The organism is Sphingosinicella xenopeptidilytica, assembly GCF_042676985.1.
In the GTDB taxonomy this organism is placed as follows: domain Bacteria; phylum Pseudomonadota; class Alphaproteobacteria; order Sphingomonadales; family Sphingomonadaceae; genus Sphingosinicella; species Sphingosinicella xenopeptidilytica.
In genome coordinates, this window is the sequence record NZ_JBHTIK010000004.1 from 164,138 (window position 1) to 190,516 (window position 26,379).

A 26,379-nucleotide genomic window follows, 5' to 3' on the forward strand; every position below is an offset into this window, starting at 1 on the left:
GTCTTAGGCGGCGCCAAACGCGACATAGATGCCGACGCCGATGACGAGCGCGGCGAAAATGCGTTCAAGCAATGCCTTGTGGCTGGAAAGCCTCCTGCCAAGCCCGATACCGATCACCGCCCCGGCTGCACCGCCAGCAACGAGCAGCGTAGTCAGCGGCCAATCGACATAGCCTGACAGCGCGTAGGACACCGCCGTGGTCAGCCCAAGTGCGACGACGACGACAAGTGATGTGCCGACCGCATAGGTGAAAGGCATGGCTGTCGCCGCGATGAGCGCGGGCACGATGAGGAAGCCGCCGCCGATCCCAAAGAAACCGGCGGCAAACCCGACACCCGCACCCAACGGCAACAGCCGGGGCAGGAGAATTCCGGCCGTCTCCCGCGACAGTCGGACATCGGGATCGGCCTCTCGCTTCCGTTTGCGCAGCATCGAGAGGCCCACGCCGACCATCAGCAGGCCGAACAGCATCAACAGGCGTTTTCCGTCGAAGGCCTTGCCGATCTCCGCGCCGATAGCGGCACCAGCGATACCGGCAGACGCAAAGGCAAGCGCGCAGCACCACTTGACCATGCCGGCGCGGGCATGAGCTGTGAGACCCGCCAGTGCGTTTGCCGTAACCGCGACAGCGGCCGTTCCAATTGCGGCGTGGGTTGAGCCGACACCGACGACATAGACGAGCAGCGGCACGGCGAGGATGGAGCCCCCGCCGCCCACCAGCCCCAGCACGATCCCGATGAGGCCGCCCGAGGCGAGTGCGAGCAGAATTTCGGGTGCTGTCACGCCACTTTTGCCGCCATGCCGCGGTTCCACGGCATCCACTTCAGTAGCCGCGCCATGCCGCACCAGCCCGTTGCGCCCGCAACCATCAGTCCCGCGCCGACAAAAGCGGAGAGGGCGAAGAAGCCGCTATCGACAAGGAAGCCAAGGGTAACGCCGAGCAGCGCCAGTCCGCCCGCGGCGAGCTGGACCTGCCGCATCAACTCCAGCGGCTGACGCCGATCGAAGGACACATCGAGCCCGGCGCGGTGCCACGCGTCGATCCCGCCCTCGATCATGTAGCAGGGGCCTTCGGCGGCGGCCGCGAGCCGGGGGGCATTGGCCTCTGTTCGTGCGCCCGATCGGCAATGGAACACCACCGCGCAATCGCTGGTCTCGAGGCGGTCAAGTGCGCCTACGGGCACGTTGGCCGCACCGGGGATATGCTCGCGTGCATGTTCATCAGGCTCGCGGATATCGATCAGCTGTGCGCCGGCCTCGATCAGACGGCGGGCTTCCGCGGGTGTAACAGGGATCATCGTCATCGGATCAGTCTTCCTGGCAATAGAGCTTGTAGAGTTCGGCGAGCAGCGCTTCGATCCGTGGGTCGGCGATCCGATACCAGAGCGTCTGGCTTTCGCGCCGGAAGGCGACGAGACCCTCGTCGCGCATTTTGGCGAGATGCTGCGACAGGGCCGACTGCGACAGGCCGACATCGGCGGCGAGATCGCCGACCGTCCGCTCGCCATGCTCGACAAGTTTGCACAGCATCATCAGGCGGCGACCATTGCCGATCGCTTTCAACGTCTGCGCCAGCGCGCCGGCCTTCCGTTCGAAGGTCGCGAGGTCTATCGGGGGCTTGAGCATCACAACGCCTTTATTATTAGATATTGCTAATTTAATAGATGCTAATATGTAATCAAGGGGCGAATGGAGGTTCCGATGACTGCCAACCCGACGATCGAAGCGTTTTTCGACGAGCCCACCAACACGATCAGCTACCTGGTTGCCGATCCCGCCACGCGCACGGCTGCGGTGATCGATCCGGTGCTTGATTTCGATCTGGCGAGCGGTGAGGTCGATACCGGTTCCGCCGACAGCATCCTGGCGATGGCGGAGGAAAAGGGCTGGCAGATTGCCATGGTGCTGGAAACCCACGCCCATGCCGATCATCTCTCGGCCGCGCCTTATATCAAGGCGAAGACGGGCGCGTGGATCGGCATTGGCGGACATATCCGCGACGTGCAGAAAATCTTCCGTCCGGTCTTCGCGTTCGACGACATGAAGACGGATGGCTCGGACTTCGATCGGCTCTTCTCCGATGGCGAGCGCTTCACGCTTGGGGCGCTGGAGATCGAAGTGATGCACACGCCCGGCCACACCCCCGCCGACCTCACCTATCGGATCGGCGACGCGGCGTTTGTGGGCGATACGCTGTTCATGCCGGATTACGGCACCGCGCGCACGGACTTTCCCGGCGGTGATGCGCGCCAGCTTTACCGCTCGATCCGGCGCCTGCTCAGCCTGCCGGACGACACGCGCGTGTTCCTTTGCCACGACTATAAGGCGCCTGGCCGCGACCAGTATCGCTGGGAAACGACCGTGGGCGAGGAGCGCCGGAACAGCATCCATGTCCATGACGGGGTGAGCGAGGACGACTTCGTCGCGATGCGCGAGGCGCGCGATGCGACGCTGGCGGTTCCGAAACTGCTGCTGCCCTCGATTCAGGTGAATATCCGCGCGGGGCGCTTTCCGGCGGCGGAAACGAACGGCGTCCGCTTCCTGCGCATCCCGGTGCAAATCAAGGGTGACGTTGCCGAAGCCGTTTTTGCCTAGGACCGATCGACATTCAGCTCTGACGGCCTGCAAATGGCGGCTTTCCGAGCTTCCGGTGCTCACGTACCTTTAGTACGCTGCGCTCCGGGTCACGAAAATCCACCATTTTCGGCACGTCATCCTCTGAATGTCGATCGGTCCTAGGCTCGGCGGGGATCAATCCACCCAGCCGAGACCCATGTCCCGATAGGTCTCGCGGTCGTCGGCCCAGTCCGGTTTCACCTTCACGTTCAGGAACAGGTGTACGCGCCGATCGAGCAGCGTTTCCAGCTCGGCGCGGGCGGCGGAGCCGATGGCGCGGATGCGGATGCCGCCTTTGCCGAGCACGATGGCTTTCTGCGTATCGCGCTGGACGAGGATCTGCTGGTGGATCTTCACGGAGCCGTTCTTCTGCTCCTCCCACAGCTCGGTCTCCACGGTGGAGGCGTAGGGCAGTTCCTCGTGGAGCTGACGGTAGAGCTGTTCGCGCGTGATCTCGGCGGCAAGAAGCCGCGTCGTGATGTTGGAGACCTGATCTTCCGGGAAGTGCCAGGGGCCTTCGGGGAGCGCGGCGGCAAGCGTGCGGCGCAGATCGTCGATGCCATCGCCGGTGACGTTGGAAACCATCAGCGTTTCGGCGAAATCGACACGGCGGTTCGCTTCGGCTGCGATCGGGAGCAGGCGCTCTTTCGCGGCGATATCGACCTTGGTGATGGCGAGCATCTTGGGCTCGGGCCGGTTCGCGAGCACTTCGAGGATCGCGTTCGTCTCCTCGGAGATCGCGCGCTTGCCGTCGATGACGAGGAGCACGATGTCGGCGCCCGCGGTGCCTTCCCACGCGGCGTGGACCATCGCGCGATCGAGGCGGCGCTTGGGCTGGAAGATGCCGGGCGTGTCGACAAGGAGAATCTGCGTCTGCTCCTCGATCGCAAGGCCCATCAAGCGCGTGCGCGTCGTCTGCACCTTAGGGCTGACGATGGCGACCTTCTGGCCGACGAGTGCGTTCACGAGGCTGGACTTGCCCGCATTGGGCGCGCCCACCACCGCAACGACGCCGCAACAGGTCTTCTCGCTCATGCACCCGTCTCCCGCGAAAGCAGCGCGATTGCCGCCTGCTTTTCCGCTTCCTGTTTGCTGGAACCTTCCGCCTCTTCCGGCGCATAGCCCCTGACGGTGACACGAACGCGGAAACTCGGCGCATGATCCGGGCCGGAGCGGCCGACGACCTCGTAAGCGGGAATCGGGAGGTGTTTCGCCTGCGCCCACTCCTGCAGTGCGGACTTCGGATCGCGCGGTGCGGTGGCGCGCCGATCGAGGTGCGCCGCCCATGCGGACCGGATGAAAGCCTCGGCGGCGGGGAGGCCGCCATCGACGTAAAGCGCGCCGATCAATGCCTCGCAGATGTCGCCGAGCACGTTGTCCGAACGGTGCACGCCCGCCTGCCGCGCGGCGGTTTCCATGCGGATCATCGGCGGCACGCCCACGGTGCGCGCGACCTCGGCACAGGTGCCCTTGTCGACAAGCGCGGCGAAGCGGCGCGCGAGTTCGCCTTCGGTTTCATCGAAGCGCTGATAAAGCCACGCGGCGATGACGCAGCCGAGCACGCGGTCGCCGAGGAATTCCAGCCGTTCGTAGTTGCGTTTGCGCCCGCCACCGTGCGTGAGCGCGGTTTCAAGCAGCTTCGGATCGGCGAATTCGTGGCCGAGCGCTTCTCGTGCCCAACCGGCGCTTTCCATCAGAAGAGCCGCCCGATGCGCTCCCAACGCGCGGCCGAGACCCACGTCCACGGCAGGAACCAGTTTGCCGAGCCGTCGGTCGAGAAGAACATGATCTCGGCGCGGCCGACGAGATTTTCCGCAGGCACGAAGCTGATGCCGCCCTCGGCGAAGCTGAAGCGGCTGTCGGAGCTGTTGTCGCGGTTGTCGCCCATCATGAAATAATGGCCTTCGGGCACCACGAACGGCGCGGTGTCGTCGCCTGCGCTCATCGGGTCGCTGTCGAGCACGAAATAGGTGCGGCCGCCGGGCAGCGTTTCTTCGAAGCGCATATAGCGGCACATGCGCTCGCCGGTCTGGTCCACGAAGACCTCGCCCTTGAGACAGGCCATGTTCGGGCTCTGCGGCACAATGAAATCGGCGACCCGGCGCTTGGGGACGGCATCGCCGTTCAGGTAGAGCGTGCCGCCGCGCATCTGGACGATGTCGCCCGGCAGGCCGATCACGCGCTTGATGAAGTCCGTGCGGTTGTCGCTCGGCGTCTTGAACACGGCGATGTCGCCGCGCTCCGGCGCGCTGCCCGCGATGCGGCCTTCGAAGATCGGCGGGCCCATCGGGAACGAGTAGCGGCTGTAGCCATAGGGCCATTTCGCGACGAACAGATAATCGCCGACGAGCAGGCGCGGCAGCATCGATTCGGACGGGATGTTAAAGGGTTCGTAGCCGAACGAGCGTAGGAACAGCGCGATCAGCACCGCGCCGACGATGGTTCTGAGGCCTTCCTTCATCGAGCCGAGCATCTGTTCACCGCGCGCCTGATGGACTGCGCGGGCGGCTTCGGTAGAAGGGTCTACGGTTTCAGGATCGCTCACAGGGCGGCACTATTGGCCCCGGTCCGGGGTGTCAAGCAAGGAGCGGGGGGCGGATGGACGAGCGGAGCACGGCCTGGAGAGCGGTGGAGACGGCAAGCACCGGACTTCCCGCGCTGAGCGCGCTGTTCACGGCGGAACCGGACAGGGCGGGGCGGCTCTCGGTGGACGTTGCCGGGCTCCATTTCGATGTTTCGAAGACGCATCTGTCGCAGGCCGTGGAGGCGGCGCTCGCAGGCTTGCTGTCGGCATCGGGCTTCGAATCGCGCCGTGCGGCGCTCCTTTCCGGTGCGGTCGTGAATCCGAGCGAAGCGCGCGCGGCGACGCACGCGGCGGAGCGCGGTTCGGGCAGCGGGCCTGCTGTTGCGGCGGCAGCGGAAGCGCGCGCAGCGACAAGACGGCTGGTGGAACGCGTGGAGGCCGGGGCGTTCGGCGAAATCCGGCATATCCTCCACATCGGCATCGGCGGCTCGGCGCTTGGCCCGGCGCTGCTGATGGATGCGCTCGGCGGTGAGGGCGTGCGTTACGACACGCATGTGATCTCCAACATCGACGGTGTCGCGCTGGCGCGCGCGATGCGCGTCTGCGATCCGGCGCGGACGCTGGTGGTGGTCGTGTCGAAGACGTTCACGACCGTCGAGACCATGACCAACGCCGAAAGCGCGCGGGATTGGATCGGGAATGCCGAGCGCTTCGTGGCCGTGACGGCCGCGCCGGAGAAAGCTGTGGCGTGGGGCGTGGCGCGCGAGAACGTGCTTGGCTTCGCCGAAAGCGTCGGCGGGCGCTACTCGCTGTGGTCGGCGGTGGGGGTGACGGCGGCGCTTAGCCTTGGCTGGGCGGCGTTCGAGGCGCTGCTTGCGGGCGCGCGTGCGATGGACACGCATTTTGAAACCGCGCCCGGGACGAAAAACGCGCCGGTACTCGCGGCGATGGTCGACGTGCTCTACGCGGCATTCCTCGGCGCCGAGACGCGCGCGGTCTTTGCCTATGACGAGCGATTGCGGCTACTGCCGCCGTTCCTCCAGCAGCTCGAAATGGAGAGCAACGGCAAGCGTGTGGACCGTGAGGGCAGGGCGCTGACGCACCCGAGCGCGGCGATCACGTGGGGCGGCACGGGCACGGACGCGCAGCACGCGGTGTTCCAGCTTCTGCATCAGGGCACGCATCTGGTGCCCGCCGAATTCGTGATGGTGAAGACGCCGGGGCATGGGCTGGGGGTGGCGCATCACCGGCAGCTTCTCGCGAACGCTATCGCGCAGGGCGCGGCGCTGATGCGGGGACGGACGACCGAAGAGGCCCTGGCGATGAGTGGCGGCGATATGGCGCTGGCGGCGGCGAAGACGTTTCAGGGCAACCGGCCTTCGAGCGCGATCGTGCTGGAAACGCTGGACCCGCACACACTTGGCGCGCTGATCGCGTTTTACGAGCACCGCACGTTCGCCGCGGCGGTACTGCTCGGCATCAATCCGTTCGACCAGTGGGGGGTGGAACTCGGCAAGGAGATGGCCCGCGCCGCCTTGAACAGCAGCGCGGGCGAAGGATTTGACGCCTCGAGCCAGGCCTTGCTGGCGCGGCTGCTCTAGGCGCCCGCTGCGACCAGCGCCTGTTCGATATCGGCGATGATGTCGTCGATGTGTTCGAGGCCGATCGACAGGCGCACGTAGCCGGGGGAGACACCGGTGGCGATCTGGTCGGCTTCCGAAAGCTGCGAGTGCGTCGTCGAGGCCGGGTGGATCGCGAGGCTGCGCGCATCGCCGATGTTGGCGACATGGTAGAGCAGCTTGAGGTTGTCGATGAACGCGCGTCCGGCGTCGCGGCCGCCTTCAAGCTCGAAGCCGAGCAGACCGCCGTAGCCACCCTTCAGATATTTGTCGGCGCGGGCGCGGGCTTCGCTGTCCTGAGCCGAAGGGTGAATAACCTTGGTTATCCCCTTCCGTTTCTTGAGATAATCGACGACTGCCTGCGTGTTCGACGAATGGCGCGGCATCCGGAGCGGCAGGGTTTCGAGGCCCTGCAGGATGTGGAACGCGTTCGTCGGCGAGAGCGCGGCGCCGAGATCGCGCAGCAGCACGGTGCGGGCACGCAGGATGTAGGCGATGGGGCCGAGCGGCTTCACCGCCTGCGTCCAGACGGCGCCGTGGTAGCTCGCGTCGGGCGTGTTGAGCGTGGGGCTGCGCTCGGGCTTCGCTTCCCAATCGAACGTGCCGCTATCGACGATGAGCCCGCCGATCGAGGTGCCGTGGCCGCCGATATACTTCGTCGCCGAATAGACGACGATCGCGGCGCCGTGATCGAAGGGACGCGCAAGCAGCGGCGCGGCGGTGTTGTCGACGATGAGCGGAATGCCGAGCGCGCGGCCGAGCGCGGCGACCTCGCCGATCGGGAACACGCGCAGCTTCGGGTTCGGAAGCGTTTCCGCGTACCATGCGCGGGTGCGGTCGTCGCTGGCGCGCACGAATGCCTGCGGGTCCGCCGGGTCGACGAAGCGCACTTCGATGCCCTGGTCCTTCAGCGTGTTCGCAAACAGGTTCCACGTCCCGCCGTAAAGGTCCGTGGAGCTGACGACATTGTCGCCCGCACGCGCGAGGTTCTGGATCGCGAACGCCGAGGCGGCTTGACCAGACGCGACCGCAAGCGCCGCCACGCCGCCTTCGAGTGCGGCGATCCGCTGCTCGAGGACGTCGGTCGTGGGGTTCATGATGCGCGTGTAGATGTTGCCGAGCTCGGAGAGCGCGAACAGGTTCGCCGCGTGCTCGGTGTTTTTGAACTGGTACGAGGTCGTCTGGTAGATGGGGGGTGCCACCGCGCCCGTTGTCGGGTCCGCGCGCCAGCCGGCGTGGAGCGCCAGCGTTTCGGGGTGCAGGCTGTTGGTCACGAGTGATCCTCCTGTTTGTTTGTTTTCTCTTTAGTCGTCCGGACCGCGAGAAGCCAAGAGCCGGTACGTGCGGCGCCTTGGCAAACCGAAGCGAAAGCCCTTAGAAAATCAGCATGAATCGCGCTGCGGCGAACATCATGGGCCTTTACGAGCGACATGCTGCTGCGTGGACAGCCGCAAGAAAAGCCGCGCCCGTTCTGGAAATGGCATGGCTGGAGCGTTTCGAAGCCGCGCTTCCCGTTCCGTCGCATGTTCTGGACATAGGCTGTGGTTCGGGTGAACCGATCGCCTGTTTTTTGCGGGCTCGGCATCACGAAGTGATGGGCGTCGACAGCTCCAAAACGATGATCGACATGTTCCTGAAAGCTTGCCCTGATGCGGAAACCATCGTTGCCGACATGCGATGCCTTTCGCTCGGGCGGCGCTTTGGCGGTCTCATCGCGTGGGACAGCTTCTTCCATCTGCCGCCCGATGGCCAGCGGCATATGTTCGGCGTTTTCGGTGCCCACGCTTTGCCTGGGGCGATGCTGATGTTTACCAGCGGCCCGGCGGCGGGCGAGGCGATAGGGAAGCTTGAAGGCGAGGATCTCTATCACGCGAGCCTTGGCGGACCCGAGTATCGCCAATTGCTTGACCTCGCCGGTTTCGATGTGGTCGCGCAGGTCAACGAGGATCCGGGCTGCGGCGGGCGCACCGTGTGGCTGGCGAAGCAGCGTTAGGCTGCTTCATTCAGGTTGGTAAATCTGGGGCGGAAACAGCCTCGTGCCTTGCTGCGATGCAGCAGGTGCTGTAAGGGCGCGCGCGACCCTTTAATCTCGAATTTGAAAGACACCCCCTACGATGGGACTTCGTAACGTGGCGATCATCGCCCACGTCGATCACGGCAAGACGACTCTTGTCGACCAGCTTTTCCGCCAATCGGGCACGTTCCGCGAGAACCAGCGCGTCGAAGAACGCGCGATGGATTCGAACGACCTCGAAAAAGAGCGCGGCATCACCATTCTTGCCAAGTGCACCTCGGTCGAGTGGGCGCACGGCGGCGACACGACGCGCATCAACATCGTCGACACGCCCGGCCACGCCGACTTCGGCGGCGAGGTGGAGCGAATCCTCTCGATGGTGGACGGCGTGATCCTGCTTGTCGACGCCGCCGAGGGGCCGATGCCGCAGACGAAGTTCGTCACCGGCAAGGCGCTCGCACTTGGCCTGCGTCCGATCGTCGTCGTGAACAAGGTCGACCGTTCGGACGCGCGCGCCGACGAGGTGCTCGACGAGGTGTTCGAGCTGTTCATGGCGCTCGATGCGAGCGACGAGCAGCTCGATTTCCCGGCGCTGTTCGCCAGCGGCCGCGGCGGCTACGCCGGACTTTCGGCGGACGTGCGCTCGGGCGACCTGACGCCGCTGTTCCAGAAGATCGTGGAGCACGTGCCCGCGCCGAACACCGACGCGAACGGGCCGTTCAAGATGCTGGCGACGCTGCTCGACCGCGACAACTTCCTCGGCCGTATCCTCACGGGCCGCATCGCGAGCGGCAAGCTTTCGGCGAACATGCCGATCCGTGCGCTCGATGCCACCGGCAAGGTCGTCGAAGAGGGTCGCGCCAGCAAGGTGTTCGCGTTCCGCGGGCTTGAGCGCGTGCCGGTTGAAACCGCCGAGGCGGGCGACATCGTCGCCATCGCCGGGCTTTCCGCTGCAACCGTCGCCAACACGATCGCCGAACCGACGGTAACCGAGCCGCTCGATTCGCAGCCGATCGATCCGCCGACGCTCGCCATGACCTTCGCCGTCAACGACAGCCCGTTCGCGGGCCGCGAAGGCAGCAAGGTGACGAGCCGCATGATCCGCGACCGTCTGCTGCGCGAAGCCGAGGGCAACGTCGCCATCCGCGTGACCGAGAGCGCCGACAAGGACAGCTTCGAAGTGGCGGGCCGCGGCGAGCTTCAGCTTGGCGTGCTCATCGAGACGATGCGCCGCGAAGGCTTCGAACTCGGCATCTCGCGCCCCCGCGTGCTGTTCCGCGATGGCCCAGGTGGCCGCGAGGAGCCCTATGAGACGGTCGTGATCGACGTCGACGAGGAGCATTCGGGTACGGTCGTCGAGAAGATGGCGCATCGGAAGGGCGAGATGACCGACATGCGTCCTTCGGGCGGCGGCAAGACGCGCCTGACCTTCATCGCGCCGTCGCGCGGCCTTATCGGCTATCACGGCGAGTTCCTGTCCGACACGCGCGGCACGGGCATCATGAATCGACTGTTCGACAGCTATGGCCCGCACAAGGGACAGATTTCGGGGCGCCAGAACGGCGTGCTGATCTCGATGGAACAGGGCGAAGCGGTCGCCTATGCGCTGAACGCGCTGGAAGACCGCGGCATCCTGTTCATCTCGCCCGGCGAGCCGCTGTATCAGGGCATGGTGATCGGCGAGAACGCGAAGCCGCAGGATCTTGAGGTCAACCCGCTGAAGTCCAAGCAGCTGACCAACTTCCGCGCATCGGGCAAGGACGACGCCATCCGCCTGACGCCGCCGAAGCGCATGACGCTGGAGCAGGCGATCGCCTACATCGACGACGACGAGTTGGTGGAAGTGACGCCGAAGTCGATCCGCATCCGCAAGCGCTTCCTCGATCCGCACGAGCGCAAGCGGGAATCGCGCAAGGCTGCTGCCTAGAGCCTGATCGTTTGAGCCTGGAAGCGCACCGCGCTTCCAGGCTCAAACGTGAATCCGTCCTATTTCATAATTTAAACCGCGGTTACGCCGCGACCAGAACCCCGAGATCGGTGAGATAGTCGGCGCCGCCCGTTTGCTGGAGCGGCAGCGCGGTCGCGCAGAAGGCGCACTCGGCGGAGCTGCGGCCGATGTACCAGTTGGTGTGGCCGCAACCCGGGCAGCAATTGACCTTCGACGGGCGGTACACAAGCCGGTAGCCCTGCTTCGAGCCGTCATAGGCGCGCGTGTCGAGCATGGTCCTCGTCCTTTCAACTCGGCGCCGGTAGAGGGCGCCTCGTCGCTGCAACACGCAAGGAGGGTGCCAGTTCCGCATGTGGCGGAAATTGCAGCGTTCTGAGGATTGGAGGCCACAGGATTGTAAGGTTTTTCGACCCGTCTGTGCCGCGATGGGACAGGTTGGCACGTCGATGCGAACCCGTAACGTATTGATTTCGTGTTCAGACGCTCAGCAGATGAACCTCGCCGGGCTCCGGGACGAGCATACCGTACCATTCGAGGAACTTGCCGTTGCCGTCGCGCACCGCCGTGCCGGTGGCGCTGAACATCACGTATTCGCCCCCTGGCGGTCGCATCCGCATAAGCGAGCCGCGCGGGACGCCGCTCTGGATCGCGAGGGCGAGGGCGGTCTTGACGATTTCGACGTCATCCGGGTGCGTGAAGCTCTGCCAGCCGGCGCCGAGCGCGTCTTCGGGCGGGCAGCCCGTGAGCCGCGTGAAGCTGTTGTTGATGTAGGTGACATCGCCCTTCGAATTGCACGCGAAGATGATGACGGGAACGGTGTCGACGATCGATTCGAAGCGCTGCTTGATGATCTGCAGGCATTCGACCTCCGCGCGCAGGCGGCGAATCTCGCCCTCCTTGCGGGCGAGCGCAGCTTCAGAGCGAACGCGGACGTGATCGACCGCCTTGCGGACGAAATCCAGCTCCTCGGGACCGGGCGAAAGGCCCGGCAGCTCTGTCTCTCGGCCCATGGCCACTCTCCAGCAAACGCAACGCGGTGCAAACATACTGGCACGCGAGGGTTAATGCGCTGTATGCGCCGGGCGGAAAGGGGACCTTCGTGACATCACGGGAAACGGAACTGGACGCGGCGCTCGGCGGGCTCGGCGTCGTCTTCACGAAGCACGAGCATCAGGCGGTGTTCACCGTGGGTGAGAGCGAGGCGCTGCACCACGAGATCGCCGGGGCGCACACCAAGAACCTGTTTCTTAAGGATGAGGCGGGGGCGTTCTTCCTCGTCACGATCCCTGCCGAGGCGCGCGCGAACCTGAAGGCGCTGCCCGCCGTGATCGGATCGCGGCGGCTGAGCTTCGGCAAGGCGGAGGACATGGAGCGCCTGCTCGGCATCACGCCGGGATCGGTGACGCCGCTTGCCGCGTTCAACGATGCGGGCGGCGTGGTGATGGTGGCGCTGGATGCGGCGCTCGCGGCGGCGGAGGTCGTCAACGTCCACCCCTTGCGCAACACGGCCACGGTCGGCATGTCCGGGCGTGACCTTGTGCGTGCGCTCGAAGCGTGGGGTCACGCGCCGATCATCGCTCACATTCCCGTGCTGGAGGACAAATGACCATCGAAACCGTTTCGACGAACCGCAGCTTCGGCGGCACGCAGGGCGTCTACAAGCACAGCTCGCGCGAAACCGGGACGCCGATGGTGTTCAGCGTGTTCGTGCCCGACCACGCGCCGGGCGCGAAGCTGCCGGTTGTGTGGTATCTCTCCGGCCTCACCTGCACGCACGCGAACGTCACCGAGAAGGGCGAATTCCGGCGCGCGTGCGCCGAACTCGGCCTCATCTTCGTGGCCCCCGATACGAGCCCGCGCGGTGACGACGTGCCCGACGACGAGGCTTACGATTTCGGCAAGGGCGCGGGCTTCTACGTCGATGCGACCGCCGCGCCCTGGGCGGCGAACTTCCGGATGCGCAGCTATATCGAGAGCGAACTGCCTGAAACGATCGGCGCGCACTTCCCGGCGGACATGGCGCGGCAGGGCATCATGGGCCATTCGATGGGCGGCCACGGTGCGCTCACGATTAGCCTCCGCAACCCAGGCCGGTTCCGCGCGACCTCGGCGTTCGCGCCGATCGTCAGCCCGCTCCACTGCCCGTGGGGCGAGAAGGCGCTTGGCGGCTATCTGGGGGCAGACCGCGCGGCATGGCGCGAGTATGACGCCTGTGCGCTGATCGAGGACGGCGCGCGTGTGCCGGAGCTGCTGGTGGATCAGGGCGGGGCGGACACTTTCCTGAAGGAACAGCTGAAGCCCGAGCTGCTCGAAGCAGCGTGTGCGAAGGCAGGTATTCCGCTGACGCTCGGCCTGCGCGAGGGCTACGACCACAGCTATTACTTCATCTCGACGTTCATGGAGCCGCACCTGCGCTGGCACCATGAACGGCTGACCCGTTAGGACGGATCGGCCTTGTCATTGCGCAGCGCCTCGCGGAAGGCGTCGAGGCGGGCGCGGTAGCCTTCGGCGTCGCCGTATTCGAGGAAGGCCTGATAGCGCTCGTGCGCGCCGCTGACCTTCAGCGCGTGCTTGATCGGGCACCAGTATTGTTCGGTACGCGCAGCGACCTCACGCACGTAGCTGACGACGCCGTTGCCGTAGCTGCAATAGGCGCAGTTCAGCGCCTCGATCCCATTCAGATAAGCGAGGCTGCCGCGATCGAACGCGATGTGGTCGCTGCGGCGGACGCGCGCGATGCCATAGGCGCGAAAGCAGATCGCCTGATAGAGGCTGACCCAGATGTCGATGATGACGAATGGCACGATGAGCGAATAGATCACCGGCGCGGTGGCGATCGTGCGCCATGAAGAGCGGGCGAAGAATTCGGTGAGGCCCATGCGCAGCCGCTTGTGCTCCGCCACGATGCCCTGCTCGAACTCGACGAGCCGCGCCTTCAGCGACCAGCCGAGCGCCTTGCGGCGGCGATCGATCTCGCGGTCCAGCTCCTGTTGCAGGCGGACGATCTCGTGCGCCAGTTCCTCGATACGCCCCGTCATGTGCTTCCCCCGGCAGCCGATCCGGCGCGATGGTAGTCGGACGCCGTGCGCGACTCCAGACGGAGACGCCAACCGGGATGTTCAGCCTTGAAGACGCGCTTTGGGTGTCAGGCGGGAACGCGCGTGTAGCGGCCGTCGACGTAGAGCAGCGGGTCGACGACATCGCCGACGGTGACGGACTCCACGCGGCCGATGACGATGGTGTGCGTGCCGTAAGCGAAAAGCCCGTCCTGCTTGCAGACGACATTTGCCTGCGCGCCGCCGAGCAGAGGGAGGCCGCCCGGGCCGTCCCGCCAGTCGCCGCAGGCGAAGCGTTCCTCGCCCTTGGCGCCGCCGCCGCACAGGCGCGAGATATCCTCCTGATCGGCGGACAGCACGTTGATGGCGAAGTCCGCGCCCGCTGCGAGCGGGGCGTGGATCGATGCGGAGCGGTTGACGCAGACGAGCATCGAGGGTGGGTCCATCGACATCGCTTCGACGGCGGTCGCTGCCATCAGGAAGCGTTCGCCCTCGTGGCGGCTGCTGATGACGCAGACCGTGGTGGCGAGACGGCGCAGCGCCTGCTTGGTCGCACCGACGAGATCGATTTCACCCAACGCGCTTCTCCCGCTTTTGCCGGGAGCCTATGGCACAGGAGGAAACGCAATGCCAAGCGCGGCATGGCGCGTTCCAGCCATCCTTTCGGGAAGGAATATTTTTCCGTGCCGCGTCCGTCAGAGAATGGCGGGGAGATCGAGGCCCTGTTCGCGCGCGCAGTCGCGCGCGATGTCGTAGCCCGCATCCGCATGGCGCATGACGCCCGTTGCGGGGTCGTTCCACAGCACGCGTTCGATGCGGCGTGCGGCGGCTTCGCTGCCGTCGCAGACGATGACCATGCCCGAATGCTGCGAATAGCCCATGCCGACGCCGCCGCCGTGGTGGAGCGACACCCATGTGGCGCCGGACGCGGTGTTGAGGAGCGCATTGAGGAGCGGCCAGTCTGATACGGCATCGGAGCCGTCGCGCATCGCTTCGGTCTCGCGGTTGGGGCTGGCGACGGAGCCGGAATCGAGATGGTCGCGGCCGATGACGACGGGGGCCTTGAGCTCTCCCTTCGCTACCATTTCGTTGAAGGCGAGACCGAGGCGGTGGCGATCGCCGAGCCCGACCCAGCAGATGCGCGCGGGCAGGCCCTGAAACTTGATGCGTTCGCGCGCCATGTCGAGCCAGTTGTGGAGGTGCGGGTTGTCGGGGATGAGTTCTTTCACCTTCGCGTCGGTTTTGTAGATATCTTCCGGGTCGCCCGAGAGCGCCACCCAGCGGAACGGGCCGATGCCGCGGCAGAACAGCGGCCGGATGTAGGCGGGAACGAAGCCCGGGAAGGCGAACGCGTCTTCGACGCCCGCGTCCTTCGCGACCTGCCGGATGTTGTTGCCGTAATCGACCGTGGGGACGCCCGCCTTCTGGAAATCGAGCATGGCGCGGACGTGATCGGCCATCGAGGCTTTCGCGGCCTCGGCGACGATTTCCGGGTTCTGCGCGCGCATCCCGAACCAGCGTTCGAGGCTCCAGCCTGCGGGCAGGTAACCGTTCACGGGGTCGTGCGCGGAGGTCTGGTCGGTGAGGAGGTCGGGGCGGATGCCGCGCTGGTAGATTTCGGGGAGAAGCTCGGCGGCGTTGCCGAGGAGGCCGACGGAAATTGGTTTCGTCGCGGCGGTGACGAGGCGCAACGCTTCGTCGAGGCTCTCCGCCGCATGATCGAGGTAGCCGGTGCGCAGGCGCATCTCGATGCGGCTCGGCTGGCATTCGATGGCGAGGCACGATGCGCCCGCCATCACTGCCGCGAGCGGCTGCGCGCCGCCCATGCCGCCGAGGCCTGCCGTCAGCAGCCATTTGCCCGAAAGATCGCCGCCGTAGTGCTGGCGGCCCATCTCGACGAACGTTTCGTAGGTGCCCTGAACGATACCCTGCGTGCCGATGTAGATCCACGAGCCCGCCGTCATCTGGCCGTACATGGCGAGACCCTTGCGGTCGAGTTCGTTGAAATGCTCCCACGTCGCCCAGTGCGGGACGAGGTTGGAATTGGCGATCAGCACGCGCGGCGCGTCCGCATGGGTGCGGAACACACCGACAGGCTTGCCCGACTGGATGAGCAGCGTCTCGTCGTCGTTCAGGCGGCGCAGCGTCTCGACGATCCTGTCGTAGCTTTCCCAATCACGCGCGGCGCGACCGATGCCGCCGTAGACGACAAGCTCTTCGGGGCGCTCGGCGACGTCCGGATGCAGGTTGTTCATCAGCATCCGCAAGGGCGCTTCGGTCAGCCAGCTTTTCGCGCTGAGCGTCGTGCCGGTGGCGGGGCGGATGATGCGGCTGGTGTCGGTGCGGGTCATGCGTGGCCTTTGGCGAAAGCGAGGGCGGCTTCCAGAACCTCGCGGAGTGTGGATTGCAGCGGCTGCGCGCGGGCGGGGTCGTAGTCGGCGGGCCAGTTGCCCCACGCGGTGACAGGAGGCTCGGCGAGGTAGGTGCGCATCGCGAGTTCCATCTGGACCGCGTGGATGCCTGCGCCGGGGTTGCCGTAGTGGCGCGTCGTCCAACCGCCCTTGAAACGTCCGTCGAGGACATGCGTGTAGGGCGAACGTTCGCAGGCGGCCATCACCACCTCGGCGAGCGCGGGCGCGCAGGTCGCGCCGCCGTTGGTGCCGACGTTGAGGTCGGGAAGGTCGCCCGGGAACAGGCGGGGCACATGGCCGCGAATGGAATGCGCATCATAGAGCACGACGTGCGCGTGGCGGCGGCGCAGGCGCGCGAGCTCTTCGGAGAGGACGCGGTGGTAGGGATCGAACCATGTCTCGCGGCGGCGCGCGATTTCGGCTTCGTCCGGCTCCTCGCCGGGGCGGTAGAAGGGCTCACCGTCGAAGGTTTCGGTGGGGCAGAGGCCCGTGGTGATCTGGCCGGGATAGAGCGAGACGCCGGACGGATCGCGGTTCACGTCGATCACCGTGCGCGACATGCCGGTGCGGATCGTCGTGGCGCCGAGATCGCGCGCGAAGGCGTAGAGCGCGTCCACCCACCAGTCGGTGTCCTTGAGCGCGAGCCACGGCGAACGCAGCGTGTCCTCGATTTCCGGCGGGATCGTGGTGCCGGTGTGCGGGAAGGCAACGACGAGCGGCGCTTCGCCCTGGTGCACCATCAGCCACGTCATAGCGAAAGCTCCGCGAGCGCGGCGAGCGTGCCCGCGTTCACGAGGCTCGCCGCCGCGACGATATCGGGATGGAAATGGCGGTCGTGGTCGAGCGTCGGGACCTTGACGCGGAGTGCGGCGCGGGCCTGTTCGAGCGCAGGGCTGGAGGTGAGCGGCGCATGGAAATCGCAGCCCTGCACGGCGGCGAGATACTCAATGGCGAGAACGGAAGCGAGGTTCTCGGCCATCGGCAGCAGGCGGCGCGCGCCATGCGCGGCCATCGAGACGTGGTCTTCCTGATTGGCCGAGGTCGGGATCGAATCGACGCTCGCGGGATAGGCGCGCTGCTTGTTTTCCGAAACGAGCGCCGCCGCGGTCACCTGCGGGATCATGAAGCCCGAGTTGAGGCCGGGCTTCGGCGTGAGGAACGCCGGGAGGCCGGAGAGCGCGGGATCGACGAGCATGGCGATGCGGCGCTCGGCGATCGATCCGATCTCGCAGAGCGCGAGCGCGATCATGTCCGCCGCGAAGGCGACGGGCTCGGCGTGGAAATTGCCGCCGGAAAGCGCCTCGTCCGTATCGGCGAAGATGAGGGGATTGTCCGAAACGCCATTCGCCTCGTCGACGAGCGTTTCGGCCGCCTGTCGCAGAATGCCGAGCACGGCGCCCATCACCTGCGGCTGGCAGCGCAGGCAGTACGGGTCCTGAACGCGCGCGTCGCCTTCGAGGTGCGAGGCGCGGATGGCGGAAGCGCGCATCAGCGTGCGCAGCGCCTCCGCGACGTCGATCTGGCCGCGATGACGACGCAGCGTGTGGATACGGGGATCGAACGGCGTGTCGGAACCCTTCGCGGCTTCCGTGGAGAGCGCGCCGGTGACGAGCGCGGTGCGGAAGAGGCTTTCGGCTTCGAACAGACCCGCGAGCGCGTAGCTGCAAGAGAACTGCGTGCCGTTGAGGAGCGCGAGACCTTCCTTCGCACCGAGCGTGAGGGGAGCGAGCCCTGCCTTCGCCAGTGCTTCGGCTGCCGGGATGCCGTCGATCTCACCCACGCCGATCATGGTCGCGGCCATGTGCGCGAGCGGGGCGAGGTCGCCGCTGGCGCCGACGGAGCCCTGCGACGGGATCGTGGGCATCAGGTCTTTCGCCAGCACGGCCTCGATAAGGTGCACGGTCGCCGTGGAGACGCCCGAGGCGCCATGGCCGAAGCTCGCCAGCTTCAATGCCATCATCAGGCGCACGACCGCGCGGGGCATCGGGTCGCCGACACCTGCCGCGTGGCTGAGCACGATGTTGCGCTGGAGCGTGGCGAGATCGGCGTCGTCGATGCGGACCGAGGCGAGTTTCCCGAAGCCGGTGTTGATACCGTAAACGGGATCGCCGCGATCGAGGATGCGCGCGACGGCAGCAGCGCTCGCTTCGATGGCGGGAAAGGCGGCCGGGTCGAGCGCTGCCGCTTCGCCGCGATAGATGGCGCGCAGGGTTTCGAAACCGATGGCGCCGGGGGTGAGCGTGATCGTCACTGTCCTCTCCAGATGCGCGCATGGAGCGGATTGAAGCCCATGCGGTAAACGAGTTCGGCGGGCTCGCCGATGTCCCAGATCGCGAGATCGCAGGCCTTGCCGGGCGCAAGCGTGCCGATGTCGCTGCGCCCGAGAGCGCGCGCGGCCTCGCGCGTGAAACCGGCGATGCATTCGTCCACCGTCAGGCGGAACAATGTCGCTGCCATGTTCATTGCGAGCAGCGGCGAGGTGAGGGGCGAGGTGCCGGGGTTGCAATCCGTCGCAAGCGCGATGGGCACGCCGTGCGCGCGGAGCGCGGCGACGGGCGGGCGCTTCTCCTCGCGCGTGAAATAGAAGGCGCCGGGGAGCAGCACGGCGGCGGTGCCGGAGGCGGCCATCGCGGCAATGCCGGTCTCATTCAGATGTTCGAGGTGGTCGGCCGAAAGCGCGCCATGGCGGGCGGCAAGTGCCGCGCCGCCGAGATCGGAAAGCTGCTCGGCGTGGAGTTTTACGGGCAGGCCGATCGCTTTGGCAGCGTCGAACACCCGCGCCACCTGATCGGGCGAGAAGCCGATGCCCTCGCAGAAGGCGTCGACGGCATCGACGAGCCCTTCCGCGACGAGCGCGGGCAGCATTACGTCGCATATGTGGGCGACATAGGCGTCGGGGTCGGTGAATTCAGGCGGCAGGGCGTGCGCGCCGAGGAAGGTGGTGATGACGGCCACATTACGTTCTTCGCCGAGACGGCGCGCAGCGCGGAGTTGCCTGCGCTCGGCGTCCAGCGAGAGGCCGTAGCCGGATTTGATCTCGACCGTGGTGACGCCCTCGGCGATCAGCGCATCGAGGCGGGGCAGGGAGGCTGCGACGAGATCGTCTTCGCTCGCCGCGCGCGTTGCTGTCATCGTCGAGACGATGCCGCCGCCCGCGCGGGCGATCTCTTCATAGGATGCGCCTGCGAGCCGCAATTCGAATTCGCGCGCGCGGTTTCCAGCGTAGACGAGATGCGTGTGGCAATCGATGAGGCCCGGCGAAATCCAGCGGTCTTCGCAATCGATGGTTTCAGCGGCGCTCGGCGCCCCGGCGCGCGGCCCTGCATAGGTGATGATGCCGCCCTCGCACACCACGGCGCCGTCCTCGACGATACCGAGGCCGCGCCCTTCGAGCGTCATCAGTCTTGCGTTGTGCCAGAGGCGATTCATGCGTGCCATTCTCAGCGCGATCGGTTATTATGTCTAGACATAATATCGAGGTGGCGATGCAAAGACTCTGGTTCACGCAGGCAAGACTGAACGGCGGCTGGGCAAAGGACGTGCGGTTGACGCTGGCCGGAGGGCTGATCGAAAGCGTCGAAACGGGCGTTGCGCCGGGGGCGGGAGACGAGCGCCACGGCATCGCGATTCCGGGGCTCTGCAACGTTCACAGCCACGGTTTCCAGCGCGGCATGGCCGGACTTTCCGAGCGGCGCGGGCGGCCGGACGACGATTTCTGGTCGTGGCGCGAGGTGATGTACCGCTTCCTCGGCCGCATGACGCCCGACGACATCGCCGCGATCACCGCGCTCGCCTATGCCGAGATGCTGGAGAGCGGCTACACGCGCGTCGGCGAGTTCCACTACCTCCACAACGACATCGGCGGTGGCCGCTACGCCGACCCCGCGGAAACGGCGGGAAGCATCGTTGCGGCGTCAGAGGAAACCGGGATCGGCCTCACACTGCTGCCCGTGTTCTATGCGCACGCCGATTTCGGCGGCACGCCGCCCGCGCCGGGGCAACGCCGCTTCATCAGCGACATTGATGGCTTTGCACGGCTGATGGAGGCGAGCCGTGCCAAGCTGCGCAAGGGTGACGTGATCGGCATCGCGCCGCATTCGCTGCGCGCGGTAACGGCGGAAGAGCTTGCCGCGATCCTGCCGCTCGCGGAGGGCGGGCCTATCCATATCCATGCCGCCGAGCAGACGAAGGAGGTGGACGCCTGCCGCGCGTGGTCCGGTGCGCGGCCTGTTGAATGGCTGCTCGAAAACGCGCCTGTCGACGAGCGTTGGTGCCTGATCCACGCCACACATATCGACGACGTGGAAGTCATGGGGCTCGCCGCCTCGGGTGCGGTCGCGGGGCTTTGCCCGGTGACGGAAGCGAACCTCGGCGACGGCGTGTTCCCGGCGGAAGCCTATCTGCGCCTTGAGGGCCGCATCGGCACGGGCACCGATTCGAACATCCTTGTCGATGCGGCGAGCGAACTGCGCATGATCGAATACAGCCAGCGGCTTCACCATCGGCGCCGCAACATTCTCGGCTGCGAGGAAACCGCGTCGGTCGGGGAGCGGCTGTTCGGCGGGGCGCAGGCGGGCGGTGCGCAGGCGCTGGGCGTGAAAAGCGGACTCGCGGCCGGGATGCCCGCCGATATCATTGCGCTCGATGCTTGCCATCCGGCGCTCGCCGCAAGAAAAAGCGACATGATTCTCGATAGCTGGATTTTCGCGGGCGGCGCGGGCTGTGTGGACAGCGTCTGGGCCGGCGGCGTGCGGCAGGTGGAAGGCGGCCGCCATGTCGCGCGGGGGGCGATCACGGCGCGTTATGCCGCCGCGCTGGAGCGCCTTACCGCGTGAAGCCCGGCGAGCGCATCCGCGCCGATATCGAGGGACGAATCCGTTCGGGCGAATGGAAGCCGGGAGACCGCATCCCCTTCGAACACGAACTCGTCCGTAGCTATGGCTGCTCGCGCGCCACGGTGAGCAAGGCGCTGGAGATGCTGGCGCGGGCAGGGCTGATCGAGCGGCGGCGCAAGGCGGGATCGTTCGTTGCGCACCCGCGCGTGCATTCGGCGGTTCTGGAAGTTCCGGACCTCGCGAAGGTCGTCGCGGAACGCGGGCTTGCCTATCGCTGGCAGCGGCTGAAACGCGAGGTTCAGGACGGGAATGTCGTCGTGACCGGGCTCCATCACGCGGGCGATGAGCCCTATTGCATCGAGCAGCGCGAAATCTCGCTCGCCGCCGTGCCCGAGGCTGAAGCCGAGACGTTCGCGGATGAAGCGCCCGGCACCTGGCTTTTGAAGCGCGTACCGTGGAGCGAGGCGCGGCACCGGATCAGCGCCGTGATGCCCACCGCCGCCGAAGCGCGCCTGCTCGGCATTCCGCGCACCGCGTGCCTACGCATCGAGCGCTGGACATGGCGCGGCGGGGATCCCGTGACGAGCGTTTCGCAGCTCTTCCCTGGCGATCGCCACGACCTTGTCGCGGATTTCGCGCCCGGCGCCTGATTTGGCCGCCTGATTTCAGGTTTTGAGGAAAGAAGTGGTGGATGCACTAGGGCTCGAACCTAGGACCCGCTGATTAAGAGTCAGCTGCTCTACCAACTGAGCTATGCATCCACATCGGGCATGAGATAGGGCGCCGGGGCGCCGCTTTCAACCGCGAGGCGGGCGCTATAGCGCGGGGTATCCCGGGTTGCAAGACCGGAATCGCGCCTCGTGCCCTAGAATGCCGACGGGCCTTCGCCGATCATGGTTTCCTCGCGCTGGCGATCGATCGAAAGCATGATGCCGATGAGGATCATCGCGGTCATCATCGCCGATCCTCCGTAGGACATCAGCGGCAGCGGAATGCCGACGACGGGGGCGAAGCCCATCACCATCGCAAGATTGACGAACACGTAGAAGAACAATGTGCAGGTGAGGCCCGCAGCGGTGAGCCGCGCGAACTGGTTGCGCGCGCGGAGCGCCACCGAGAAGCCCCAGCCGAGGATGATCGCGTAGCAGGCGAGCACGAAGAACATGCCGAAGAGACCCCATTCCTCCGCCATCGTCGCGAAGATGAAGTCGGTGTGCAGCTCGGGAAGATACTGGAGGTGGCTCTGCGTGCCCGAAAGGAAGCCCTTGCCGGAAAGGCCGCCCGATCCGATCGCGATCTTCGACTGGGTGATGTGGTAGCCCGCGCCGAGCGGATCGGCATCCGGATCAAGGAAGATGAGCACGCGCCGCCGCTGATAATCGTGCAGCAGGCTGACTGCGATGGGAATCGCCGCGACGAGCGCCGCGCCGCCGCCCACGAACAGCGACATGCGCGCGCCCGCCAGAAACACGATCACGACCCCCCCGAACGCGATCGAAAGCGCGGTGCCGAGATCGGGCTGCAGCATGACGAGCCCCACGGGTAACCCGATGAGCACGGCGGGTGCGACGAGGCTCCCCCATCGCTGCGTTTCGACGCGCGGCAAATAGTGAAAGAAGCGCGCCAGTGCGAGCACGATGGCGATTTTCATGAGTTCAGAGGGCTGCAGCCGAATGACTCCGAGATCGAGCCAGCGTTGGCTGCCGCCGCCGACCTTGCCCAGAATCTCGACCCCGAGCAGCATGACAAGAACGATCGCATAGCCGGGGTAAGCGGCGCGCAGCCACCACGACAGCGGCACCTGGCTCATGGCGAGGGCCATCACGAAAAACAGTGTGAACCGGATGCCCTGATTGAACGCCCACGGGCGCACGTGCCCGCCCGCGGCGGAATAAAGCACGGCAAGCCCGAACCCGCCGAGCGCGAGCAGCGTCAGCAGCATCCGCCAGGGCAGCGCCTGCAGCCGTTCGGGGATCGCGCTGTTAAGCATCGGGGATCGGTTCTGTGGGCGAGGGCGGGGTGGCGGCCTGCGCCGCTGCCGCTGCGGCGGCCACGGCGGCGCGCTGTGCGGCCTCCCGGCCCCAGCCTTCCTCCAGCCGTTCAAGTGCGGCCATCGCGATCTCGGGTGCGAACAGGAAGGTCATCACGTCCTTCGCGATCGGCGCGGCGGCGATGCTGCCGCCGCCGCCGTGCTCGACGACGACGCTCACCGCATAGCGCGGCTCCTCGACCGGCGCGAAGGCGATGAAGTGGCCGTGATCGCGGTATTTCCACGGGATCGACTTGAAATTGGCGCCGCGTGTCGCGCTCGTCAGCGCGCGCACCTGCGCAGTGCCGGTCTTCCCCGCCATCTGGATGGGGATGGGAAGGCGCGAACGTCCGGCGGTGCCCTGCGGGCCGTTCACCGTGAGGCCCATGGCGTAGCGGACGCGCGCGAGATGTTCGGGATCGATATCGATGGTGCCCGGCGTGCTGCCGCCGGAAACGAGGCGCGGCACGACGCTCCGGCCTGAAGCAATGCGCGCCGACATCACGGCAAGCTGCAGCGGCGAGGTGAGCATGTAGCCCTGGCCGATCGCGGTGTTCAGCGTCTCGCCGGTCAGCCATTCCTTGTCGTAGCGGCGGCGCTTCCATTCGGGCGTGGGGACCAGACCCTCGCGCTGCGCCGGTAGCGACAGGCCTTCATAGTCATGCCCAAGCCCAAGGCGCTTCGCCATGCTCGCAATCCGCTCGATGCCGATCTCGCGGCCGCGCGTATAGTAATAGACGTTGCAGCTCTGGAAGATGCTCTTGTCGAGGTTCACGGTGCCGTGCCCGCCGCGCCGCCAGCAGGCGAAGCGGTGGCTGCCGAGGTAATAGGCGCCGGGGCAGTGCACCGTGGCGTCCGGGCTGATCCCGTATTCGAGCGCGGCAAGCGCCGTCACCGGTTTGAACGTCGATCCCGGCGGATAAAGGCCCTGCACGGTCTTGTTGATGAGCGGATTGTGATCGTCCGACATCAACGCGTTCCATTCCTTGTGGCTGATGCCGTCGGAAAACGTGTTTGGATCGAACGCGGGCATGGAGACGAGCGTCAGAACGTCGCCCGTCCACACGTCGAGGACGACGACACTGCCGGATTCGGGGCCAAGGCGCCGCGCCGCGAAGGACTGGAGATCGCGATCGATGGTGAGCTTCACGGTCTGGCCGGGCGTATCGTTCACCGTGGAAAGCTCGCGGATCACACGCCCGCGCGCGTTCACCTCCACGCGGCGCGCACCCGCCTTGCCGCGCAGCGGCACATCGAGCACCTTCTCGATGCCGTCCTTGCCGAGCTTGAAAGCGGGGTGCAGGTAGAGCGGATCGCGGTCCGCCGCGAGATACTGCTCGCGTGTGGGGGCGCCGACATAGCCGAGCAGATGGCCGACAGAATCGCCATCGGGATAGTAGCGCGTGAAGCCGCGCACGGGCTGCACGCCGTCATAATCGGGCAGGCGTACGTTGATCGCGGCGAAATCGTTCCAGCTGATGCCCGCGGCGACCTGAATGGGGAGGTATTTCGGCTGCGTGGCCGCGGCATCGCGAATCCGCGCGACCTCCTCGGGCGGCAGCCTGAGCAGGCGCGTGAGATCGGCGAGCGTCTGTTCGAGGTCGGCGATCTGCTCGGGGATCATCTCCAGCCGGTAGTCGGGCTGGTTGACGGCGAGCGGCTTGCCGTTCCGGTCGACGATCCAGCCGCGCCGCGGCGGGATCAGGCGCACGGAAACGCGGTTGTCCTCGGCAAGGAGCTTGTATTTCTCCTGCTCGAAGATTGAGAGATACGCCATGCGCCCGGCCAGCAGCAGGCCGAGACCGCCGGTCGCCGCGCCCACAAAGAGCGTGCGGCGCGTGAACATCTGCTCGCGCGCGGCTTCGGAGGTGAGCTTCATGGCGCCCACCTACGCTGGATCCGCGCGAAGAAGTGCGCGGCGAGCGGGTACACGGCGATCGTCGCCACCGTCTGCGTCGCAAGCGGCAGGAAGGGGAACGGGTCCGCGACGAGGGCGCAAAGTCTCCACAGCGCCAGATGGTACACGAACAGCAAGGGGATGCTGAACAGCCAGTCGCCGACCCAGCTCGCGCGGCGCACATACACGTCTGCATAGCGCACGAGCATCATGAACAGCGGCAAGAGCAGTCCGTTCGCGCCGACGGGCGTTCCGAGCAGGATGTCGCCGGCAATCCCCATCGGCAACCCGGTCCATTCGGGCATCTGCTGCGGGCGGTAGAGCGTCCAGAGCAGCACGAGCAGCAACGCGAGATTGGGCATCACGGGCAGCGGCGCGAACATCGGCAGCGTCATCATCATATAGGCGACGACGATGACGATCAGCGGGATCGCCAGCTTCCAGTGATCGAAAATCCAGCGTGCCCGCTCGCGCGCGGTCATCTGGTGCCACGGCGTCGTGATCATTCCGCTACCTGTTGCTGGATCACGGCTTCGGGATGGGCTTCGCGCGCCTGCGTCGGCTCTTCGGGAAGCGGCATGGGCGGCATGTAGGGACGCTCGACGATCACATAGTCGAGCCCGTCGGGTGTCGCCGCCGGGCGGGCTTCAGGCATGTCGCCGGAAACGCTGACGACGGTTGCCACGGTAAGGCCGGGTGGGAACAGGCCGCCGTCGCCCGAGGTGACGAGCCGGTCGCCGATACGGACTTCGGAATTGGAGGGGCCGGAGAGGTCGACGTCGAGCAGCGGTAGGTTCTTGCCGATAAGGAGCGCGGGAAGCCCGGTGCGCACGACGCGCACGGGCACGCGGCTCGATACGTCGGTGAGCAGCATCACGCGTGTGGCGCGCTTGCCGACATCGACCGTGCGGCCGATAAGGCCCGCGGCCGCGAGCACGGGTTGGCCGGGTTCGATGGCGTGCCGCGCGCCGCCGCTGATGAGCGCGTAACGGACATAGGCGCCGGTGCTGGAGCCGGAGATCGCGAACACGCCGATGCGCTCGCGCGCCGGTTCGGAGACCTTGAGGAGCGATTTGAGCTCGCGGTTCTCGTGCAGCGCCTGCGCGTGGCGCTCGCGCTCGATCTGGTACATGCGCTCGCGGCCTTCGAGCAGCCGCACCTTCTCGACCGCCTTGAAATAGTCGGCGACCGAACCCGCCGCGGCCTGAACCTCGGCAAGCGGTATCAGAATGGCAGTCCAGAGCGGCGCAACGAGATCGGCCGCGCCGCTGCGCAGCGCAGAATATCGGTCAGGGCTGGCACGGCTCAGCACCAGCAGCATCGCGGCAACGGCAACGGCGGCGATCGTCGCCGCGCGTCCCAGAAGCGCGATGTTGCGTTGCCGGCGCGAACTCCGCCCGCTCGATCTGCGGGGTGGCCACGCCATCCGC

27 protein-coding genes and 1 tRNA gene are annotated in these 26,379 nt (G+C 66.4%); 8 read left to right on the forward strand and 20 right to left on the reverse strand.

The features are described 5' to 3' along the window. Positions 1–3: 3 nt before the first annotated feature. Genes ACFQ00_RS07250 through ACFQ00_RS07260 form a run of 3 tightly spaced genes read right to left on the reverse strand, consistent with a single transcriptional unit; the run spans position 4 to position 1,626 of the window. Entirely contained in the window at positions 4–783 is a 780-nt protein-coding gene (locus ACFQ00_RS07250) for a sulfite exporter TauE/SafE family protein (RefSeq protein WP_381488348.1), read from the reverse strand. Further along, complete coding sequence (locus ACFQ00_RS07255; RefSeq protein ID WP_381488351.1) at positions 780–1,304, reverse strand: rhodanese family protein; 525 nt, start codon at positions 1,302–1,304, stop codon at positions 780–782. Before ACFQ00_RS07255 ends, ACFQ00_RS07250 begins: the two co-directional genes overlap by 4 nt. 4 nt (positions 1,305–1,308) lie before the next feature. Continuing rightward, positions 1,309–1,626, reverse strand: coding sequence for an ArsR/SmtB family transcription factor (locus ACFQ00_RS07260; protein ID WP_381488353.1), 318 nt, complete (start codon positions 1,624–1,626; stop codon positions 1,309–1,311). Positions 1,627–1,701: 75 nt separating this feature from the next. On the opposite strand from ACFQ00_RS07260, the gene ACFQ00_RS07265 reads away from it, so the two are divergent. Beyond that, a complete protein-coding gene (locus ACFQ00_RS07265; RefSeq protein ID WP_381488355.1) occupies positions 1,702–2,595 on the forward strand; it encodes an MBL fold metallo-hydrolase in 894 nt (297 codons plus the stop codon). Between the two features lie 156 nt (positions 2,596–2,751). On the opposite strand, the gene era is transcribed toward ACFQ00_RS07265, so the two are convergent. The 3 genes from era to lepB are packed head-to-tail and all read right to left on the reverse strand — an operon-like array spanning position 2,752 to position 5,077. Next, positions 2,752–3,651, reverse strand: coding sequence for a GTPase Era (era, locus tag ACFQ00_RS07270; protein ID WP_374599092.1), 900 nt, complete (start codon positions 3,649–3,651; stop codon positions 2,752–2,754). Beyond that, positions 3,648–4,310 carry a ribonuclease III gene (gene rnc, locus ACFQ00_RS07275; RefSeq protein ID WP_381488358.1) on the reverse strand — a complete coding sequence of 221 codons (663 nt, stop codon included), beginning with the start codon at positions 4,308–4,310 and terminating at the stop codon, positions 3,648–3,650. Before rnc ends, era begins: the two co-directional genes overlap by 4 nt. Continuing rightward, positions 4,310–5,077 carry a signal peptidase I gene (gene lepB / locus ACFQ00_RS07280; protein WP_381488717.1) on the reverse strand — a complete coding sequence of 256 codons (768 nt, stop codon included), beginning with the start codon at positions 5,075–5,077 and terminating at the stop codon, positions 4,310–4,312. The genes rnc and lepB overlap by 1 nt, the downstream gene beginning before the upstream one ends. Positions 5,078–5,214: 137 nt before the next feature. Between lepB and pgi the strand changes: the two genes are divergently transcribed. Further along, a complete protein-coding gene (gene pgi / locus ACFQ00_RS07285) occupies positions 5,215–6,741 on the forward strand; it encodes a glucose-6-phosphate isomerase (protein ID WP_381488362.1) in 1,527 nt (508 codons plus the stop codon). Here the strand turns inward: pgi and ACFQ00_RS07290 are convergent. Beyond that, the gene (locus ACFQ00_RS07290) at positions 6,738–8,033 is read right to left on the reverse strand and encodes an O-acetylhomoserine aminocarboxypropyltransferase/cysteine synthase family protein (protein WP_381488365.1); all 1,296 of its coding nucleotides are present in this window, start codon (positions 8,031–8,033) and stop codon (positions 6,738–6,740) included. The genes pgi and ACFQ00_RS07290 overlap by 4 nt on opposite strands. A gap of 113 nt (positions 8,034–8,146) precedes the next feature. On the opposite strand from ACFQ00_RS07290, the gene ACFQ00_RS07295 reads away from it, so the two are divergent. Together ACFQ00_RS07295 and typA are read left to right on the forward strand one after the other, a co-directional pair. After that, complete coding sequence (locus ACFQ00_RS07295) at positions 8,147–8,752, forward strand: class I SAM-dependent methyltransferase (protein WP_381488368.1); 606 nt, start codon at positions 8,147–8,149, stop codon at positions 8,750–8,752. A gap of 121 nt (positions 8,753–8,873) precedes the next feature. After that, a complete protein-coding gene (gene typA / locus ACFQ00_RS07300) occupies positions 8,874–10,700 on the forward strand; it encodes a translational GTPase TypA (RefSeq protein ID WP_381488370.1) in 1,827 nt (608 codons plus the stop codon). Positions 10,701–10,782: 82 nt separating this feature from the next. Here typA and ACFQ00_RS07305 read toward each other — a convergent pair whose 3' ends face one another. Next, the gene (locus ACFQ00_RS07305; RefSeq protein WP_271256524.1) at positions 10,783–10,995 is read right to left on the reverse strand and encodes a hypothetical protein; all 213 of its coding nucleotides are present in this window, start codon (positions 10,993–10,995) and stop codon (positions 10,783–10,785) included. 202 nt (positions 10,996–11,197) lie between these two features. Further along, on the reverse strand, positions 11,198–11,731 hold the full coding sequence (locus tag ACFQ00_RS07310; protein ID WP_381488374.1) for a PAS domain-containing protein: 534 nt from the start codon (positions 11,729–11,731) through the stop codon (positions 11,198–11,200). A gap of 89 nt (positions 11,732–11,820) precedes the next feature. Here ACFQ00_RS07310 and ACFQ00_RS07315 point away from each other — a divergent pair, with 89 nt between their 5' ends. Further along, positions 11,821–12,327 (forward strand): prolyl-tRNA synthetase associated domain-containing protein, encoded by a 507-nt coding sequence (locus ACFQ00_RS07315; protein WP_381488376.1) that lies wholly within the window; start codon positions 11,821–11,823, stop codon positions 12,325–12,327. Further along, positions 12,324–13,163, forward strand: a complete 840-nt coding sequence (gene fghA / locus ACFQ00_RS07320; protein WP_381488379.1) for an S-formylglutathione hydrolase — start codon at positions 12,324–12,326, stop codon at positions 13,161–13,163. Before ACFQ00_RS07315 ends, fghA begins: the two co-directional genes overlap by 4 nt. Here fghA and ACFQ00_RS07325 read toward each other — a convergent pair. From ACFQ00_RS07325 to hutI, 6 genes are all read right to left on the reverse strand, one after another. After that, complete coding sequence (locus tag ACFQ00_RS07325; RefSeq protein ID WP_381488381.1) at positions 13,160–13,759, reverse strand: hypothetical protein; 600 nt, start codon at positions 13,757–13,759, stop codon at positions 13,160–13,162. The genes fghA and ACFQ00_RS07325 overlap by 4 nt on opposite strands. A gap of 107 nt (positions 13,760–13,866) precedes the next feature. Further along, positions 13,867–14,355 carry a flavin reductase family protein gene (locus ACFQ00_RS07330; RefSeq protein ID WP_374599117.1) on the reverse strand — a complete coding sequence of 163 codons (489 nt, stop codon included), beginning with the start codon at positions 14,353–14,355 and terminating at the stop codon, positions 13,867–13,869. Positions 14,356–14,472: 117 nt separating this feature from the next. Next, positions 14,473–16,128 (reverse strand): urocanate hydratase, encoded by a 1,656-nt coding sequence (gene hutU, locus ACFQ00_RS07335; protein ID WP_381488384.1) that lies wholly within the window; start codon positions 16,126–16,128, stop codon positions 14,473–14,475. After that, positions 16,125–16,940: an N-formylglutamate deformylase gene (hutG, locus tag ACFQ00_RS07340; protein ID WP_381488387.1), complete on the reverse strand. Its 816-nt coding sequence runs from the start codon at positions 16,938–16,940 to the stop codon at positions 16,125–16,127. The genes hutU and hutG overlap by 4 nt, the downstream gene beginning before the upstream one ends. Further along, positions 16,937–18,439, reverse strand: coding sequence for a histidine ammonia-lyase (hutH, locus tag ACFQ00_RS07345; protein WP_381488389.1), 1,503 nt, complete (start codon positions 18,437–18,439; stop codon positions 16,937–16,939). The genes hutG and hutH overlap by 4 nt, the downstream gene beginning before the upstream one ends. After that, a complete protein-coding gene (gene hutI / locus ACFQ00_RS07350) occupies positions 18,436–19,617 on the reverse strand; it encodes an imidazolonepropionase (RefSeq protein WP_381488391.1) in 1,182 nt (393 codons plus the stop codon). The genes hutH and hutI overlap by 4 nt, the downstream gene beginning before the upstream one ends. A 56-nt stretch (positions 19,618–19,673) precedes the next feature. Here hutI and ACFQ00_RS07355 point away from each other — a divergent pair, with 56 nt between their 5' ends. Both ACFQ00_RS07355 and ACFQ00_RS07360 read left to right on the forward strand, forming a co-directional pair. Next, entirely contained in the window at positions 19,674–21,023 is a 1,350-nt protein-coding gene (locus ACFQ00_RS07355; protein WP_381488394.1) for a formimidoylglutamate deiminase, read from the forward strand. Next, positions 21,020–21,673: a UTRA domain-containing protein gene (locus tag ACFQ00_RS07360; RefSeq protein ID WP_381488396.1), complete on the forward strand. Its 654-nt coding sequence runs from the start codon at positions 21,020–21,022 to the stop codon at positions 21,671–21,673. Before ACFQ00_RS07355 ends, ACFQ00_RS07360 begins: the two co-directional genes overlap by 4 nt. 35 nt (positions 21,674–21,708) lie before the next feature. On the opposite strand, the gene ACFQ00_RS07365 is transcribed toward ACFQ00_RS07360, so the two are convergent. The 5 genes from ACFQ00_RS07365 to mreC form a co-directional block, all read right to left on the reverse strand. After that, positions 21,709–21,784, reverse strand: a tRNA-Lys gene (locus ACFQ00_RS07365). Positions 21,785–21,888: 104 nt separating this feature from the next. Beyond that, positions 21,889–23,013: a rod shape-determining protein RodA gene (gene rodA, locus ACFQ00_RS07370; RefSeq protein ID WP_381488398.1), complete on the reverse strand. Its 1,125-nt coding sequence runs from the start codon at positions 23,011–23,013 to the stop codon at positions 21,889–21,891. Further along, a complete protein-coding gene (gene mrdA / locus ACFQ00_RS07375; RefSeq protein ID WP_381488400.1) occupies positions 23,006–24,931 on the reverse strand; it encodes a penicillin-binding protein 2 in 1,926 nt (641 codons plus the stop codon). The genes rodA and mrdA overlap by 8 nt, the downstream gene beginning before the upstream one ends. Continuing rightward, positions 24,928–25,455: a rod shape-determining protein MreD gene (gene mreD, locus ACFQ00_RS07380; RefSeq protein ID WP_381488402.1), complete on the reverse strand. Its 528-nt coding sequence runs from the start codon at positions 25,453–25,455 to the stop codon at positions 24,928–24,930. The genes mrdA and mreD overlap by 4 nt, the downstream gene beginning before the upstream one ends. Then, positions 25,452–26,375, reverse strand: a complete 924-nt coding sequence (gene mreC / locus ACFQ00_RS07385; RefSeq protein WP_381488406.1) for a rod shape-determining protein MreC — start codon at positions 26,373–26,375, stop codon at positions 25,452–25,454. Before mreC ends, mreD begins: the two co-directional genes overlap by 4 nt. Positions 26,376–26,379 lie beyond the last annotated feature (4 nt).